Origin of the sequence: Nannocystis sp. RBIL2 (genome assembly GCF_026626745.1) — a bacterium.
Lineage (GTDB): Bacteria > Myxococcota_A > Polyangia > Nannocystales > Nannocystaceae > Nannocystis.
In genome coordinates this window covers 1,341,344-1,359,083 of sequence record NZ_JAPNJW010000002.1, presented here as the reverse complement: position 1 = coordinate 1,359,083, position 17,740 = coordinate 1,341,344, and the positions used below count along the sequence as shown (strand labels likewise).

11 protein-coding genes are annotated in these 17,740 nt (G+C 73.0%); 6 read left to right on the top strand and 5 right to left on the bottom strand.

The features are described 5' to 3' along the window. Positions 1–213: 213 nt before the first annotated feature. Positions 214–1,533, top strand: coding sequence for an insulinase family protein (locus OV090_RS30570; protein WP_267708178.1), 1,320 nt, complete (start codon positions 214–216; stop codon positions 1,531–1,533). 184 nt (positions 1,534–1,717) lie between these two features. On the opposite strand, the gene OV090_RS30565 is transcribed toward OV090_RS30570, so the two are convergent. From OV090_RS30565 to OV090_RS30555, 3 genes are all read right to left on the bottom strand, one after another. Then, the gene (locus OV090_RS30565) at positions 1,718–3,052 is read right to left on the bottom strand and encodes an OmpA family protein (RefSeq protein ID WP_267708177.1); all 1,335 of its coding nucleotides are present in this window, start codon (positions 3,050–3,052) and stop codon (positions 1,718–1,720) included. A 208-nt stretch (positions 3,053–3,260) separates the two neighbouring features. Further along, entirely contained in the window at positions 3,261–5,579 is a 2,319-nt protein-coding gene (locus tag OV090_RS30560; RefSeq protein ID WP_267708176.1) for an ATP-binding protein, read from the bottom strand. Between the two features lie 311 nt (positions 5,580–5,890). Beyond that, positions 5,891–6,913 (bottom strand): Glu/Leu/Phe/Val dehydrogenase dimerization domain-containing protein, encoded by a 1,023-nt coding sequence (locus OV090_RS30555; protein ID WP_267708175.1) that lies wholly within the window; start codon positions 6,911–6,913, stop codon positions 5,891–5,893. A 337-nt stretch (positions 6,914–7,250) separates the two neighbouring features. Between OV090_RS30555 and OV090_RS30550 the strand changes: the two genes are divergently transcribed. From OV090_RS30550 to OV090_RS30540, 3 genes are all read left to right on the top strand, one after another. After that, positions 7,251–7,583 (top strand): hypothetical protein, encoded by a 333-nt coding sequence (locus OV090_RS30550; protein WP_267708174.1) that lies wholly within the window; start codon positions 7,251–7,253, stop codon positions 7,581–7,583. Positions 7,584–7,685: 102 nt separating this feature from the next. Next, positions 7,686–10,181, top strand: coding sequence for an SPFH domain-containing protein (locus OV090_RS30545; protein WP_267708173.1), 2,496 nt, complete (start codon positions 7,686–7,688; stop codon positions 10,179–10,181). 169 nt (positions 10,182–10,350) lie between these two features. Further along, the gene (locus OV090_RS30540) at positions 10,351–11,670 is read left to right on the top strand and encodes a radical SAM protein (protein ID WP_267708172.1); all 1,320 of its coding nucleotides are present in this window, start codon (positions 10,351–10,353) and stop codon (positions 11,668–11,670) included. Between the two features lie 290 nt (positions 11,671–11,960). On the opposite strand, the gene OV090_RS30535 is transcribed toward OV090_RS30540, so the two are convergent. Then, positions 11,961–12,536: a hypothetical protein gene (locus OV090_RS30535; RefSeq protein ID WP_267708171.1), complete on the bottom strand. Its 576-nt coding sequence runs from the start codon at positions 12,534–12,536 to the stop codon at positions 11,961–11,963. 89 nt (positions 12,537–12,625) lie between these two features. On the opposite strand from OV090_RS30535, the gene OV090_RS30530 reads away from it, so the two are divergent. Beyond that, positions 12,626–15,058: a hypothetical protein gene (locus tag OV090_RS30530; RefSeq protein WP_267708170.1), complete on the top strand. Its 2,433-nt coding sequence runs from the start codon at positions 12,626–12,628 to the stop codon at positions 15,056–15,058. Positions 15,059–15,443: 385 nt separating this feature from the next. Further along, the gene (locus OV090_RS30525; RefSeq protein ID WP_267708169.1) at positions 15,444–17,153 is read left to right on the top strand and encodes a tetratricopeptide repeat protein; all 1,710 of its coding nucleotides are present in this window, start codon (positions 15,444–15,446) and stop codon (positions 17,151–17,153) included. A gap of 24 nt (positions 17,154–17,177) precedes the next feature. Here the strand turns inward: OV090_RS30525 and OV090_RS30520 are convergent, their stop codons facing one another. Then, positions 17,178–17,600: a GFA family protein gene (locus OV090_RS30520; protein WP_267708168.1), complete on the bottom strand. Its 423-nt coding sequence runs from the start codon at positions 17,598–17,600 to the stop codon at positions 17,178–17,180. Positions 17,601–17,740: the final 140 nt, after the last annotated feature.

Below are 17,740 nucleotides of genomic sequence, written 5' to 3'. Positions count from 1 at the left end.
CGCGATCGCGGGTGCGCTGGCGGGCGAGCGAGGGGAGGCGCGAGCGCGAAGGGAGAGGTGGGCACGGCGAAGGACGCGCGGCGCCGAGACGCGGGCTCGACGGAGCCGTCATGTCGCCGGGGCACGGGCTCGGTGGCGACTGCGTCGCCGGCCACGGTCGCAGGTCGCGAGCGGGGCGCGAGCGCGAGGCGATGGGGCGCGCCGCGGGCATGGTTGCTGGCGTGGCTCCTCGGCGCGTGCGCGAGCAATCAGTCGTGGCGACACAACGCGCCCGAGCTGCCCACCCACGCGCCGCTGGTGGTCGCGCCGCGGATCGAGCGGCTGGGGCCGTCGCTGCTGCACGTGCGGCGGGCGGGGCCGACGACGGCGATCGGGCTGGTCTTGCGGACAGGTGCGGAGATCGATCCGCCGCTGGCGAGCTTCACCCTCGAGCTGCTGGCCCGCGGGCGCGATCGGGCCGTCGAAGACGCGCTCGGCGAGCTCGGCGGGGCGATCGAGGTGGTGTGGCTCGGAGACGGGGCGCTGCTGCGGGTCGAAGTCGAGGCGTCGGCGTGGCGCGAGGCGCTGACGATCGTGACGGCGGCGCTGCGCAGCGCGGAACTCACTGCGGAGGACGTCGAGGCGCTGCGGCGCGAGCGGCAGGCGGCCCTGCAGCGGCGCGACGGCGATCCGGCGAGGCGCGGGCTGCATCTGCTGCAGCGCCGCCTGGCCCCGCGGCTCGACGCGCTCGGGGAGGCGCGAGCGACTGCAGGCTGGTCGATCGAACATGTCCGAAAGGCGCAGGAGCAATGGCTGCGGGCCCGGCCGGCGCTGGTGGTCGTCGGTGAGGTGCCGCAGGCCGAGCTCGCGCGGGCGGCCGCGGGGGCGCTGGGCGAGTGGCGGGGGTCGTCAGCGATGTCCGCGCCTGCGTCCGAGCTCGCGGCGGCGCGACGCGAGGTGCTGGTGGTGCCGCGGCCCGGGCTGGCCCAGACTGCCATCGTGGTGGGCCGAGCGATCCCCGGCGACGCCGACGACCTCGCGCTCGAGCTGGCGTCGGCCGTGGTCGGCTCGGCCCTGCGCGAGGTGCTGCGGCGCGATCGCGGCGACACGTACAGCGTGGCGGTGAGCCACGCGCCGGTCCGGAGCGGCGGACTGCTGGCGATCGAGACCCAAGTCGACGCGGTCGCCACGGGCGCGTCGTTGCGAGCGCTGCTCTCGCAGCTGAAGGCGGCGCAGGGCCGCTTCCTGACCGGGGATGTGCTGCGCCTGCTCGGCCGCGCGTTCCAGGTCGAGCGCATGCTGGAGCACCAGCGACTGGAGGCCGTCGTCGAGGCGGTGGCGCGGCTGCACGTGGCAGGGCGGCCCGACGACGCGCTGGCGGCCGAGCTGCGCCGGCTCGGGGGCGTGCGCGACGACGACGTCGAGCGCGCGCTGTCGCGGTGGTTCGAGCCGGCGGCGATGCAGGTGGTGCTGATCGGCGATCCCGAGGTGATTCGCGCCCAGGTCGAGCCGCTCGGGCTCGGGCCGCTCAAGGTGATCGATACTGATCTCTGAAATAAATGATAGGACATGTCGTCCAGGACATGCCTCAATGAAAGTTTCATAAAGACATGTTCTCATGGACATGTCACTGCGTGACTGCCGAGGGCGGCCGCTCGTCGCAACGAGGCCCCGAGCGTGACGAGCCGGGGCCCGAAACGGCGCCCGGCTCGTGGACGACGCAGCGCTCGCGCGCGGCTCACGACTTCGGCGGGAGCACGCGGAGGGCGATCCGGCGGTTCTGTGAACGGCCCTCCTCGGTGGTGTTGGCGGCGACCGGGTGCTGCTCGCCGTAGCCCTCGGTCTCGATGCGATCGCCGGGGACGCCGCGCGCGACCAGCTCCTTCTTCACGTTGTCGGCGCGCTCCTGCGACAGCTTGAGGTTGGCGTTCGGGTCGCCGGTGTTGTCGGTGTAGCCGCCGACCTTGATGTGCACGCCGGGATAGGCCTTGAGGATCGCGGCCAGGTTCTCGAGCTGCTCGTGCGAGCCGGCGGCCAGCGTCTGCGCGTTGGTGTCGAACACCAGGCGGTCGAACTCGAACCAGGTCTTGTCGTCGTACTTGGCGCTCTTGTCGCGCAGGAAGGCGAGCAGCTTGGCCTCGACGCCGTTCTCGGCGAACCGCAGCTCGCGGTTGACCTCGGCGACGTGCACGGCTTTGAGCTCGGCCTGGGCCTTCGGCGCCGGGGCAGTCGCGGGGGTCGGAGTGGTCGCGGGGGTCGGGGTGGTCGGAGTGGTCGCGCGCTTGCTCGCGGGCGGCGGTGGTGCGGGGGGAGGCGTGCGCGTGGCGACGGCCGCCGGGGTCTCGTAGCGCGAGGCGGTGGTGTCGACCTGACGCTCGGTCCGGCGGGCGTCGAGGAACCACCAGGCGAGCAGCGCCAGCGGCAGCAGGGCCAGCGGGATGGCCCACCAGGCCGGCCGCTTGGGCTCGACGGCCGCGGGGTGCGGCAGGTGAGGCACTTGCGGCTGGGCCTCGCGGACGACGTCGTAGATCTGCGCGCGGCCGATCGTGCCCGCCATCGACGGCGGCACTGCGTTCATGATCTCGCTCTGGTTGCCGAGCAGCGCCTGCCCGAGCGAGCCGACCGTCAGGCCGCCGCTACGCACCAGGCCGCCGACCGCCCGCAGGACGAGCGGCGCCGCCATGCTCATCAACGAGGCGGCCGCGGTGCTGCCGATGCCGGCGTGGCGGGCCAGGCCGCCGACGACGTCGTCCGTGCGACCGCCGAACAGACTCGAGGTCAAGCGGCTGCCGAGGTCGCGCGCGCGGGTGGCCTCGGCGGCGCCGCTGAGCAGACGCGCCGGATCGTCGAGCGTCGAGCTCGTGAGCGCCGGATCCTGGGCCATGTTGAAGAATTCGCCGAGCGCCAGCGGATCGCGGGCTTTATTGGCCAGACCGGCGAGCATGGCCGAGCCCGCGGCGCCCAGGCCCTTCGACGCCGAGGCGCTCGAGATCCCGAGGGCGGACGCGGCGCCGTTGACGATGCCGCCGGAGGTCAGCGCGTCGCGAACTGTGTCTGTCAGGGAGAACGTCATGGTGTTCCTTTCGAGTCGCGCGAAAGAGTAATCGGGTCGCGCGATGCGACAACCTGACGCTGCTGCCGTCCGCCGCGCTCAGGGCGGTCGCCGGCGGCGCCGCGAACAGCGAGGCGGCTCGCTCGTCACCATGACTCGAAGGACATGTCGCAACGGCTATGTCGTCAGCGCCTGGGCCTGCTGGTCGGCGCTGTGATCCGCGCCGCGCTCACGAGGCCGCCGGCTCGCCGTCCTCGCCGTCGAGGATCCGCCGGACCAGTCCGACGAGGGCCTCGCCGGTGAACGGCTTGGCGATGAAGCTGGCGGAGGCGTCGAGCTCGGCGGCGGCCTGCAGGGCGCGCTCGGACGAGCTGCTGGTGAACAGGACGCGCAGGCCGGGGCAGCGCGCCGCGACCCGCTGGGCCAGGCTGGCGCCGGTGGTCCACGGCATCACCAGGTCGGTGACGAGCAGGTCGATCGCGCCGCCGTTGCGCTCGCAGCTCAGCAGCGCCTCGGCCGCGTCGGCGGCCGCGAGCACGTGGTACCCCGCGGCCCCGAGCACGCGCAGCACGAGGCGTCGCACCGGCTCGCTGTCCTCGACCAGCAGGATGGTCTCGCCGCCGGGCTCGCGGGTCTGCGGCGCGGGCGCCGTCGACGGCCGGCGCGGCAGCGGCTCCTGGTCGCGCGGGAAGTAGATCCGGAAGGTCGTGCCGCGGCCCGGCTGGCTGTCGACGACGATCGCGCCGTTGGCCTGACGGACGATGCCGTAGACGATCGCGAGGCCCATGCCGGTGCCGAAGCCCGGCGGCTTGGTGGTGAAGAACGGCTCGAAGATCCGCGCCCGCGTCGCGTCGTCCATGCCGCTGCCGTCGTCGCGCACGGTCATGACGACGCGCGGACCGGGCGGCAGGTCGAGGTGACCGCCGTCGTCGTCGCCGGCCTCGAGGGTGGCGGTGGCGATGACGACGCGACCGCCGACGCGGGTGGCGTCGCGGGCGTTGATGACGAGGTTGACGAGCAGCTGATCGAGGTGGCCGGGGCCGATCCGCACCGGACACGGCGCGCCGGCCAGAGAGACGGTGAGGGTCCGCTCCTCGCCGAGCAGGCGGACGAGCATGCCGCGGAGCTCGCGGATCTTGGCGCCGAGGTCGATGACCTCGGGAGCGACGATGTCGCGCCGGCTGAAGCTCAGGAGCTGCTGCGTGAGCGCGGCGGCCCGCTCGCTGGCCTTGCGGATCTCCTCGAGGTCGGCGACGTCGGAGCCGGTGGCCTTGCTGGCGGCGACGCTCTTCTCGAGCATGCCGGTGTAGCTGAGGATCACCGTGAGGAGGTTGTTGAAGTCGTGGGCGACGCCGGCGGCCATGCGCCCGAGCACCTCCATCTTCTGCGCCTCCTGGAAGCGCCGCTCGAGGTGACGCTCGCGGGTGACGTCGAGCACGTGGGTGAGCACGAGGTCGGGCGGGACGAAGCCGAACGAGACGACGAAGATCGCGGTCGGGCCGTCCGGCCGGGCGACCTCGACCTCGCGCCGGAGGGCGCCCTGGGTGGCGACGCAGGTCTTCATGGCGTCGACGAGCTCGGGACGATCGGGCAGCAGCTCGGCGAGGCCGCGCCCGACCCACGCCGGCACGCGGCCGTCGCTGAGGGCGAAGGCGGCCCGGTTGTGATCGACGAGCACGAACGCGTCGCCGCGCTGCTGCCAGCACACCGTGGCGATCGGCAGGCGCTCGTAGAGCTCGCGGGCGTGGCGCTCGCTCGACCGCAGGGCCTCGACGATGCCGGCCCGCTCGGCCAGGGCGCCGATCCGGCCGGCGATGACGTGCAGCATCTCCTGCTCCTCGCGCTGGAAGTAGCGCGCGCAGGGGACCTGCGAGTCGGCGATCCGGCACACCTCGAGCACGCCGGCGATCCGTCCGCCGACGCTGATCGGCGCCGACTGGCTGCACGGGTCGGCGGCGAAGCGCGACGAGGTGTAGAGGCGGTCGCCGAGCTGGATCCGCGCCGCCACCTCGGGCGGGTAGCCGTAGCCGCGCGGGATCCGGTCGGCGATCTGCCACAGCGCCTCGTCGAGCGTGATCTCGTCGCCGGCGATCGACGAGACCTCGTAGAGCAGCTCGAGCTCCTTGATCCGCTCGCGCAGGTCGTGCTCGGCGCGGCGCAGCGGCGAGATGTCGGTGATGAAGCCCTCGAGCACGGCGGCGGTGCCTTCGCCGCGCAGCAGCTGGCCGCGCTCCCACACGTGCTTGAGGCGGCCGGCGCGGTCGCGGATCCGGTACTCGATGGTGAACGACTGGCCGGCGGCGACGGCCGTCTCGACGGCCGCCTCGACGGCGCGACGGTCCATGGCAATGATGAGATCGGCGTAGGCCCGCCGCTCGCTCGCCAGCAATTCGTCGGGCCGATAACCGGTCAGCTCGAGCGCGCCGGCGCTGACGTAGTCGAGCGTCCAGACCCGGTCGGCCCGGCAGCGATAGACCATCCCCGGCAGGCTGTCGATCAGCGCCGCGAGGTCGCACGGGGCGCCGGCGGATCCCTCGGACTCGTGCATAGGTGCCTCAGCATAGCGGACGGGCCGCGCGTCTTCTCGTCCGCGAGCCGACGACGCAGCCTTGTCGCGGTTGACGGCGTTCGTGGCGCGGCGGCCGCGACACCTGATTCAAGGGATAGGTCCGTCGAAATGACTGCGGTCATTCACCCGCGTCGCCGCCGCCGAGCGTCGGCAGCAGCAGACGAGCGAAGGACCTCGATCGTCGCCCTGAGGTCCCCACGTGGGGGCCGGCCTCCTCGAGTCGACAATGAACGATCGGGCATGGCGTTCGGGACATGTCCCGAGCGCCATCCCAGGCCACGAGGCCGCGGCTAGCGGCGGGCGGCGGCGATCCGCGCGGCCGCGCGGCGCCCGGCCAGGGCCTCGGTGGTGAGGCCGGTGGCGGCGCTCTCGGCCAGGAGCTCGCCGGCGGTGGTGCCGAGCGCGGCGATGAGCGGCTCGCGGTCGGCGAGCTGCATGACCGAGCGGCCGATGCCTTCGATCACCGCGCCGGCCGAGGCGACCCCGTCGGGGACGTGCAAGATCCCGCGGGCCCGCAGCGCCTCGGCGACCGCGGGCGCGGCGAGCAGGTTGTTGGCGGCGCCGCACAGCGCCCAGGCCGGCGTCACGGCGGCCACCTCGGCGGTGACGACCCCGCCGACGGCGCACGGGGCGAGGACGTCGACGGGCGCGAGCAAGATGTCCTTTGGGTCATGGACGTGAGAACCTGTCGCTTCGGCCACGTCGTGAGCGCGCCGGGGGTCGACGTCGGCGACCAACAGGAACGCGCCCTCGGCCGCGAGCGCGCGCGCGACCGCCGAGCCGATCGCGCCGCAGCCCTGCACCGCGACCCGCAGGCCGCCGATCCCGCGCCCGCGGGCCCGGGCGCACGCGCGGACGCAGGCGACCACGCCGCGCGCGACGGCCTCGGCCAGGCCGTGGTCGTCGGTGTGGACGTAGGGGCAGGACTCGGCCATCGCCGCGAGGTCGGCGGTGGTGGTGCCGAGATCGCCGGCGGTGCGGAAGACCCCGCCGAGCTCGGCGATGAACCGGCCGAGCGCGCGGAAGGCCGCCGGGCGATCGAGGCCGGGGTGATCGAGGACGACTGCCTTGGCCCCGCCGGCGTCGAGGCCCGCGAGCGCGCACTTGCGGGTCATCGCTCGCGCCAGCGCGGCCGCCTCGGCGATCATCGCCGCGGCGTCGGGGTAGGCGCGGGTCCGGACGCCGCCGGCAGCTGGCCCGAGGGACAGGTCGTCGATCACCAGGACGGCGGCCAGGCCCGAGGATGGGTCGCGCCACAGCACGCAGCGAGCGGCGCCGGCGGGGTCGAGGAGGTCGGGGAGCGTCGCGGACATCGGCGCGACTTTACCGCGCTTGCGCGCGCGCGTGCGCCGGCCTACCGTCGCCCGCGCATGGGCACCTGGGACGACGGCCTCTACGACAACGACTCCGCGCTCGACCTCGTCGGTGGTCTGGTGAAGCTGCCGGCGATCGACGCCCCGCCGGTCGCGCTGGCGGTGGGCATCGGCCTGGTCGCGTGGTTGCAACCGGTGGTGCTGAAGCTGCGCGGAGCGGACCACGTCGCCGCCGCGTTGGCCCACGGCGAGGCGCTGCCGGCGGACGCGCGCGAGGTGCTGGCCGGGCTCGCGCGCGATCTCGAGGGCGCGCTCGCGCAGCGAGGCCGCGGAGGCGGTGATCGGCGGCTACAACGACGGCCCGCGGTTCGACGCGCTGCTGCGCGTGCCCGGCGGGCAGGCGAGCCTCGACGCCCTGGGCGAGCGCGCGGCCGCGGTCCTCGATCGCGCCGACGACGGCGATCTTTACGAGGGCGCGGGCGACTACGGGGCGCTCGGTCTCGTCGTCGAGCTGGTCGACGCCGGCCTGTGGAAGCCCGCACCGGAGCGGGTGGTCGGGTGGCAGGGTCGCTTCGATCGCGCCGACGCGGGCACGCCCGACGAGCGGGGCTTCTGGGACAGCTACGCCGCGCGCGTGCGCCGGGGCTTCGAGCTCGTCCTGCGCGCGTGAGCGCGCCTGCGCGATCGTGAGGCGCGGCCGCGGGGCTGCCGTCGCGGTGCGTCGGCTCGTATGCTCGGGGCCCGCGACGTCCGCCGTCGCGACAGGAGCCCCATGAACGACCGAGGCCGTGAACGAGACCTTGTCCTCGCACCGAACGAGTTCGCCTTCATCCTGGACGAGACGAAGGGCAACATCAACGTCTACGTCGGGCCGCACAAGACGAGCCTCGCCAACACCGACGCGCCCGTCGTGTTCGACGCCGGCAGCAAGCGGTTCGAGCGGCGCCCCCTCGACGGCGCGATCCAGTCGCTGTCGATCGCGCCCGAGGGCTGGTACCTGGTGCTGAAGAACCCGGCGACCGACAAGAGCCACCCGCGGACCGGCGCGCTCAACAACCTGCCGTCGCTCGACACCGGCCGCAAGGTCAACATCCCCGGGCCGGCCTCGTTCGCGCTGTGGCCGGGGCAGATGGTGCGCGTCATCCAGGGCCACCACCTGCGCTCCAATCAATACCTGCTCGTGCGCGTGTACGACGAGGAGGGCGCCAAGGCCAACTGGAAGAACGCGGTGCTGCGCATGCGCGCCGAGGCGGCGGCGGACGAGGGCGAGGCGGTCCACGTGCAGCGGCCGCCCGACCTGACCATGGGCACGCTGCTGATCATCCGCGGCACCGAGGTCGCGTTCTACATCCCGCCGACCGGCGTCGAGGTGGTGCCCGACGTCGAGGGCAACTACGTGCGCGAGGCGATCACTCTCGAGCGGCTCGAGTACTGCATCCTGCTCGACGAGAACGGCAACAAGCGCTACATCCAGGGCCCTGCGGTGGTGTTCCCGCAGCCGACCGAGACGTTCGTGGCGATGCGGGGCGCCCGCAAGTTCCGCGCGATCGAGCTCAACGAGAACACCGGCCTCTACATCAAGGTCATCGCGCCGTACGAGGAGAACGGGGTCCGCTACAAGGTCGGCGACGAGCTGTTCATCACCGGCAAGGACACGATGATCTACCTGCCGCGGCCGGAGCACGCGATCATCAAGTACGGCGATCAGGAGCGGCACTACGCGGTCGCCATCCCGGCCGGCGAGGCGCGCTACGTGCTCGACCGCAACAAGGGCGCCATCACGCTGAAGCGCGGGCCGGCCATCTACCTGCCCGATCCGCGGATCGAGCTCATCATCCGCCGCGTGCTCGATCCGAAGACCGTCTCGCTGTGGTTCCCCGGCAACCGCGAGGCCTACGACTACAACCGCCGCCTCGCCCAGCAGAACGCGCCGCAGATCGCCGCCGAGTTCGCGGCGGTCGCCTCGGTGCCGGTTCAGGCGGCGCGGGCCTCGGCCTCGCCGAAGGCCGCGCCGGCGCCCGGCGGACCGGCCGCGCCGCCGCCTCCGCCGCCGTCGTCGGAGTTCGCCGGCGACGACTTCACGCGCAGCCAGACCTTCACCGGGCCGCGCACGATCGTGCTCGACACCCGCTACGACGGCGCGGTCGCCATCGACGTGTGGACCGGCTACGCGGTGCTGGTGGTGTCGAAGACCGGCGAGCGCAAGGTCGTGACCGGGCCGCACACGCACCTGCTCGAGTACGACGAGACGCTGCAGGTGCTCGAGCTGTCGACCGGCACGCCGAAGACCGAGCACAACCTGTTCAAGACGGTCTACCTGCGGGTGCTCAACAACAAGGTGTCCGACCAGGTCGAGGTCGAGACCCGCGACCTCGTGCGCGTGCAGCTGCAGCTCAGCTACCGCGTCAACTTCGAGGGCGACCCGAACCGGTGGTTCGAGGTCGAGAATTACGTCAAGTTCTTGACCGATCACCTGCGCTCGCTCGTCCGCGCGGCGGTCAAGCGCCACGGCATCGAGCAGTTCTACGCCGACTCGGTGGCCATCCTGCGCGACGTGATCCTCGGGGTCGCGGGCGAGGACGGCAAGCGGCCGGGCCGGCGCTTCGACGAGAACGGGATGCGGGTGTACGACGTCGAGGTGCTCGAGGTGACGATCGGCGACGAGGCGATCGCCGAGCTGTTGGTCCAGGCGCAGCACGCCGCGGTCCAGCAGACGCTGTCCCTGGCCGCAGAGCAGCGCCGGCTCGACATGGTGCGCCAGGCCGAGGCGGTCACGCAGCAGGTCGCGGAGGCCAAGTCGGCGACGCTGCAGCAGGCGATCGCGCTGCGCACCCGCGAGGGCGAGCAGCAGCAGCGCTACCAGTTGGCCGAGCTGGCGGCCAAGCTCGATCTGCACGGGCGCCAGCAGCAGGCGCTGCTGGCCGAGCAGGAGCGGCTCGGGGCGATCCACGGGGCCGAGCTCGGTCGGCGCCAGGCGACCGCGACGCTCGAGCTGACGGTCCAGCAGCAGCAGCTCGACCAGCGGCTGCGCGAGCTGCAGGCCGAGGTGGTGGCGGTGGTCGAGAAGGCGCGAGCGGTCTCGCCCGACCTGATCGCCGCGCTGCAGGCGTTCGGCGATCGGGCGCTGGCGGAGAAGATGGCCGAGTCGATGGCCCCGCTGGCGATCCTCGGCGGCGAGAGCGTGGCCGAGGTGCTCGCACGGCTGCTGCGCGGCTCGCCGCTGGCGCGCCTGCTGCCGGGCGCGGCGAACGAGCCGGCGAAGTCGTGACCACGAGGCCGCGGCGCCGCGCCCCATGTGTGGGGTGCGGCGACCGGGGCAGCGGTGTCGCGGTGCCCCGGCGACCGGGTCATTGGCGTCGTGAGGCATCGTCCCCGCGCTTCGAGGCCCGCTCGCGCCCGCGCGAGCATCGGTGCAGCCCGCGTGTTAGGCTGTCGCCATGAGCTTAAGTGATGTGCGCCGTCGTTTGCCCGTGGTCGCCTCGTTGCCCACACCAGCCAATCGCTGGCTGAGCATCAAGGACCGCCGCGAGGCCAAGGCGCCGCGCTGGGCGGTGTGGGAGCTGACCCTGGCGTGCGATCAGCACTGTGCGCATTGCGGGCCGCGGGCGGGCCACAAGCGGCCCGACGAGCTGTCGACGGAGGAGTGCCTGAAGGTCGTGCGCGAGCTGGCGGACCTCGGGTGCGGCGAGGTGGTGCTGATCGGCGGCGAGGCCTACCTGCGCAACGACTTCATCCTCATCATCCGGGCGATCCGCGAGGCCGGGATGGCCTGCACGATGACGACCGGCGGCCTCAACCTGACCGAGGAGCGGGCGGCGGCGATGATCGAGGCCGGGATCGGCAGCGTGACCTTCTCGATCGACGGCCTCGAGGCCACTCACGATCGCCTGCGCGGGGTGCAGGGCAGCTGGAAGCGGGCGTTCGCGGCGATGCGGCGGATCCGCGACGCGGGCGGCAAGATCGCCAGCAACACCCAGATCAACGCGCTGACCCGCCACGAGCTGCTGCCGCTGTTCGAGCTGCTGGCCGACGAGGGCATCCATTCGTGGCAGCTGCAGATCACGGTGCCGCACGGCAATGCGGCCGATCACCCGGAGATCTTGCTGCAGCCGCACATGTTCATCGACATCTTCGAGACGCTCGACCAGGTGCTCGACCGCTGCGAGGCCCGCAAGGTCCGGCTGTGGCCCGGCAACAACCTCGGCTACTTCGGGCCGCTCGAGCGGCGCCTGCGGCAGTCGCAGCGCAAGCACTGGCGCGGCTGCACGGCCGGGGTGTCGGTGATGGGCATCGAGAGCGACGGGGCGATCAAGAACTGCCCGAGCCTCGGCGGCGGCACCAACATCGGCGGCAACTGGCGGGTCCACGGGATCAAGAAGGTGTGGGAAGAGTCGTATCAGCTCGGCTACATCCGCTCGCGCACGATCGACGACCTGTGGGGCTATTGCCGCGAGTGCTACTACGCCGAGACGTGCATGGCCGGCTGCACCGCGGCCGCCGAGCCGCTGCTCGGCCGCCCGGGCAACAACCCGTTTTGCCACCACCGCGCGGTGATGATGGAGCGCGCGGGGCTGCGCGAGCGCATCGAGCAGGTCCGTGGCGCCGGCGGCAAGTCGTTCGACAACGGCCTGTTCCGGGTGATCCGCGAGCACGTCGACCCGGAGCTGCGCGAGAAGCACGGGCCGGTGGCGATCGAGGAGCCGCGGGTGTCGCGGCTCGAGGAGCCCTACGGGGCCGGGCGCACGGTCACGCTGTGAGGGGCGAGCGTCGGTGAATCAGGCGCGGGGCGGGGTGCGGTGAATCGCACCGGCCGGCCGCGCGGCTCTCGGCGGCCGAGTCGTCGGATGACCTCGGGGACATGTCCCCGAGGTCATGACGTCGGAGACGAGGGTCCGGCAGCGGTCATGGGCGTGTGCCACCATTCGCCCGCATGACGCCCGGACGGGCGTGCGCGGACCGGAGCGGCCGCGGTGACGAGAAAACCGCATGTCCGCACGGGCTGGTCCGTGCGGGCACGCGGCCGGGTTGCGGGCGAGCGGTCCGGGGCTCAGCGGCCCTGGCCGTTGGGCTCCCACGAGTCGGCGCCGGCGTAGGTGCTGGCGTCGGACGAGTCGTCGGAGGTCGTCCAGTCGGACGTGGTCCACTCCTCGTCGGGGCCGGCGTAGGTGCTGGCGTCGGACGAGTCGTTGGTGCTGTTGGTCGTGGTGGTCGTCGTCGTGCCCGGCGTGGTGTTCGTCGTGGTCGACGTATCGGTGGTCGTGGTGGTGGTGTCCCCCCACGTGTCCCACTCCTCGTCGGGGCCGGCATAGGTGGCGCCGTCGCTGGAGGTGGTGGTGATCGTCGGGTCGACGGTGTCACCGCCCGGGTTGGTCGATTCGGAGACCATCGAGGTGTCGACCGTATCGGCGGTGTCGACGGTGTCGGCGGCGGTGGCCGACGTCTCGTCGCCGATGTCGCGGTCGACCTGGCAAGCGGCGCCCATCACTCCCAGACTGGCGGTGAAGGCGACGGCGGCCCACGTCGAGCCGAGCGAGTGGCGCTGAACGTGACCGCAGAACGGGCAGGTCGCGTCGGAGGCTCGGAACAGACAGGCGCATTCGGGGCAGTCGATAAGCGAAGACATGCCCGGACCTTAGCAGATCGAGGGCGCAGGCGACCAGAAAATCTGCCAGCGCGGGACCGGGTCCGCGCGGCGTCGGGTACAATGGACCGGTGTCTCCGGGACTCGCGGTGGCGCTCGCCCTGACGGCTGCGAGCCTGGTCGGCCTCGTCGCTCTATACCGCGAGGGGCTGCGCCGGGTGCTGCTGCGCGCGGTCGACCCGCGGCCGCTGGCGCTGCTGCGGATCGCGTTCGGTTGCTGTCTACTCGTCAACTTGCTCGAAGTCGCGCCGCTCGCCTCGTATCTGTTCTCCGACGAGGGGCTCTTGCCGCGGGCCGCAGTTCCGGAGCGGATGGGCCGCGGGGCGCTGATCGGCTTCGGCGACGGGGTGCGCGAGCCCGCGGGCCCGCTCGATGCGACCGCGGTCCTCGACTTCGTGAGCAGCGGTCGGTGGTCGCCGCTCTACTTCGCCGACAGTCCGGGTGTGGTCGGCGTACACCTCGGCCTGCTCTTCGCGGCCGCGCTGGCGCTTACCCTGGGGTTTCGCACGCGGCTCAGCGCGATCGCCTCGTGGTTGCTCTACGCCGGGCTGCTGCGCCGCGGCGAGGCCCACTGGGGCGGAGAGCAGGTGTTCTGCGCGTTCCTGTTCCTGCTGATGTGGTCGCGCTGCGGGGCGGCCTACAGCGTCGACAACTGGCGCCGCTGCCGGGCATTGCGACGACATGGCCTTTTGAGCATGCCCTCGGGGCCAGGTGCGGGTGCGGGCGCGGCCCCGTCGGCCGCGGCGCCGCACGGGCTGGCGGCGATCTATCGCCGGATCCCGGCCTGGCCGCAGGCGCTGATGGCCGGCCAGTTGGCGCTTTGCTACGCGGCCAACGGCTGGGTCAAGGCGGGCACGTCGTGGCAGACGGGGGACGTGCTGCAGTTCGTGCTGCTGCGCGACACGTATGTCCGCTGGGACATGTCGGCCGCGATCGCGGCGATGGGGCCGTGGCCGCTGCGCCTGGCCGGCTGGGGCGTGATGTGGTGGGAGCGGCTGTTCCCGCTGGTGCTGGTCGGGCTGGCCGCGCGGGCGCTCGCGCGCTCGGGGACGCCGGCGCTGCGCGGGCCCGCGGCGGCGGCGGCCCGGCTGTGCTGGGGCGGGCTGGCGGCGGCGGCGGCGATCGCTGCGGCTGTCCCGGAGGACCTGGTCGAAAAGCCAGGCATACCGGGGACGGCCGAGCGTGCGGCGACACTGGCGGTGCTGGCCGCGGTGTGCGCGGCGGTGGCGATCGCGGGGCCACGGGCCGGGGCGGCGGCGCGGCGGCTGGCCGCGGGACCGCTGGCGCCGAAGTGGTGGCTCGGGTTCGGGCTGCTGTTCCACCTCGGCAACCACGCGCTGCTGGCGGTGGGGGCGTTCGCGCCGGCGACGATGAGCGTCTACCTGGTCTGTGGGGCAGGTCCGTGGGCGGTGGCGACGCTGCAGCGAGCGCTGCGCGGGCTGGCGCGGCGCGGCGTGCCTGTCCCCGAGAACCTGCGCGAAGAGACAGCTTGCGAGGATCCGTCGCTGCCGCACCTGCACCGCGACGCGGCGGCGCTGCCGGGGTGGGCGATCGCGGGGGCAGGCGGGCTGGTGCTGGCCGGCGGGGCGATCGCGGTGATCGGCGGGGTTGGGCCTCGGGCATGGCACGCGGCGTGGCTGGCCGCAGGGACAGGTCTGACGATCGTCGGCTGGCGGATCGCGCGGCGCGATCGAGGCGCGGTGATCGAGCTGCGCGAGCCGTGGGCCCACGGGCCGGCAGGACGCCTCGCCGCGGGCGGGCTGGTCGCGTACCACGTGGCTGCCCTGCTGGTGTGGCAGCTGCCTGCCTGGCCGAGCGTGCCGTGGCGCGCGCAGGCGCGGGCGCTGGTGGGGCCGTGGATCGAGCTGAGCTTCACGAGCCAGGTGTGGGCGATGTTCGCCCCCAACCCGCCGCGCGAGCAGAACCTGCTGCGGGCGACGGTGGTCGACGCGGCGGGGAAACGGCATCGCTTCGGCGCGGAGCCGCAGCGCGAGGATGACGCGCCGCGGCCGTATTGGTGGCACGACCGCTGGCGGAAGATCGGCGACAACGTGCTCGGGCAGCGCGAGCGGCTGGCGCCGTGGCACGCGCGCTACCTGTGCCGCCGCTGGGCGCTCGAGCACGGGGGCGAGCCGCCGCGCGAGGTGCTGCTCGAGAATCTGCGGGCTCCGCTGCCGCCGCCCGGCAGCGATCCGCGCGAGCACTTCGCGGCGCGACAGCAGGTGCGGGTGCTGGCGCAGGTGACGTGTGCGGAGGAGCCGTTCGCGCAGCTGGACCCTGAGGTGCGCGGGCGGCACGGGCTGGCGCCAGAGTCGGCGGAGACGCGGCGGTTCGCGTGGGAGCGGCCGGCGACGTGGGCAGAACGCCAGGCGCGGCGCGATCCGCTGGCGCCGCTGTGGCCACTCGCGGCGCTGGGGCTGCTGGGGGCGCTGGCGCGGTGGGCTCGCGAGGATCGCCGCGCTCGCGTGGCGGCGCGGGTGGCGGGGGCACGCGCGCAGGGGTGAATGGGGCGTTGCTGGGGCTCGTGAAGCGATGTGACGGCGCGACTGGGGACGCTTGAGTAGGGAGGCGAGGGCTCGGGTCGAGCGGTTCGAAAGGACATGTCCTGGAGGTCATGTCTTGGATAGCAGGTCCGCAGAGGCGAGGCTGTTTCAGGATGTCCGGAAGGACATGTCCTTGAAGCCTCTGGGGGCGAATGCGGAATAAGCGAGGACTGCGGATGTCTTTATGAGCATGCCCCCGAGGGCATGTCGTGGAGTCGTTGCGGCGATGGCCAGTGCTGGGTTGCGATGGACCTGGCTTTGAAGACATATCGGCGGGGTGGGCGACCGGGGGAATCGCACGCGGGAGTGGGGGCGCGGGCGGGGTCTCGCGCGGTAAGACTCGGGCATGCAGACGCCGTCGTTCATCGCGTGCTGGTCGGCTCATGGCGGGGTGGGGCGCACGCTGGCCGTGTGGGGCGCCGGGCGGGTGCTGGCGGCGCGCGGGCTGCGGGTGTTGCTGGTGGACCTCGACCTCGAGTCGCCGGGGCTGACGCGGATGGGCGCGACGGACAGCGAAGGGGTCGTCGAGTGGGCGGTCGAGCGGGGCGACGAACAGGCGCTCGTCGAGCGGTGCGTGGCGATCGGTGAGGGGTTGCGGGTGCTGCCGGCGGGGCGGCTCGATGCGGGCTACTGGGATCGGCTGGACGGGTGGGCGGCCGCGGGACGAGGCGCGGCGTGGGACGAGCTGCGCCGGGCGATCGCGGCGGCCGACATCGCCGACGTCGTGCTGATCGACGCGGCGGCAGGTTCCTCGCGGGCGGCCGAGCGGGTGGTGCGGGCGCTGGCCGATCGCGTGGTGCTGTTCACGGCGCTCGATCGCCAGCACGTGGCCGGCACGGCCGAGCTGCTGCGCCGCTGCGAGGACGCGGGGCTGGCGACGCGGGTGGTGGGCAGCCCCCTGCCGGTCGGCGAGGACGAGCTGAGAGCGGTGCGCGAGGCGGCGGCGCGCGCGGCGGGGATCGAGCTGTCGCTGGAGATCCCGCAGCACCCGCGCGTGGCCCTGGACGAGCGAGCGAGCGAGCGCGGGCCGATCGTCGCGGCGCACGTCGAGCTGGCGCGCCTGATGTCGATCGACGCAGGGTTCGAGGTGCGATCGATCCTCCGCGCGATCGAGGCGGCGATCGCCGAAGAGGCGTGGCCGCGGGTGGTGTCGCTGGTGCGGGTGGCGAAGGTGGTCGAGCCGAGCGGCGAGTCGCTGGCGGCGACGCTGGGCTGGTTGCGCGAGCACGCGGGGCCGGGCGCCGGCGATCCTGTGTTCGCGCTGCTGGTGGAGACGTTGCCGGCCGATGCGCCGGTCCACGCGAGCTTCGCGACGGCGCTGCACCGGGCCGGCAATCCGCTGGCGCGCGGCTTCTATGAGAAGTTTCTGGCGGAGGTGCCCGAGCACGCGGACATGCTCGGCAACTTCGCGGCGTTCCTCAGCGACGTGTGCGGCGAGCACGATCTGGCCGAGACCTATTATGAACGGGCGCTGGCGGCCGACGGCGAGGACGCCGACCATCGTGGCAACTTCGCCAACTTCCTCGCGCTGATCCGCGGCGATCGGGCGCGCGCCGACGCGTGTTATCGCGAGACGATCGCGCTGGCGCCGGAAGACGCGCATCACCTGGGCAACTACGCGAACTTTCGCGTCAGCGCGTTCGCCGACGCGGTCGGGGCGGAGGCGCTGTATGGCCGGGCGCTGGCAGTCGAGCCGGACGACGGCAACTTGCTCGGGAACTTCGCGCGGCTGTTGTTCGCCGAGGGGCGCGCGGCGGAAGGACGCGAGCTGCTTGCGCGCGCGATGGAGGTTTCGGAGCCCGATTTGGCGCTGCGCTGCGAGCTGTGCTTCTACGCGTTCGCGCACGCGCCCGAGCTGTGCCCGGACGCGCTGCCGCAGCTGCTCGCGGCGCTGAGGGCCGGGGTCCGCTCGCCCGGGTGGGACCTGACTGCGAACGTGGCGCGGGCGCGAGGCGAGGGACATCCGCAGGGCGAGCTGGTGGCAGCGCTTGCGCGGGTGATCGCCGACGAGGCGCCGCTGACCGTGCTCGATGCATTGGCGCGAGGTAGCGCGTAGGTGCAGAGGTTGTGACGCGGAGGGTCAGAGGTACGCGGTGATCGCCGGCGGGCGGTCCTGGCGGTCGCGTTTGCCGTCCTCGTAGATGACGGGCGCGGCGGCCAGCGCCTCTTCGGTGGCGTCGTCGAGGCAGGCGACGTTGACGGCCCAGAAGTCACCGCCCATCTCCTTCTCGAGGTAGCCGCGCGAGAACACGTGCGCGCCGCAGCGGCCGCAGTGGTAGTGGTTGATGTCGCCGGGCGGCCAGTGCAGCGGGGTCGGCTGGTAGTCCTTCATGGCGTCCTGGCCGGCGGTGATGCGCACTGCGGGGTAGGGCACCAGCGCCTTGCGGTAGCCGAGCTTCCAGCAGAAGCTGCAGTTGCACTTGCGAATGCCGGTGGACAGGTCGATGTCGGCCTCGAAGCGGATGGCGCCGCAGTGACAGCTGCCGTGGTAGGTCGTGGGCATCGGGGAGGTCTCCGCGGGGAGCATGCTCGACGATGGCCGTCGTGCCAACGAGAGCGTGCGTGAAGATGCGAAGGCCGCTGACGTGAACGCGCGAGGACCCGCGGGCCGGAGCGCGCGGGTCCTCGAGCGGGGGAGCGGCG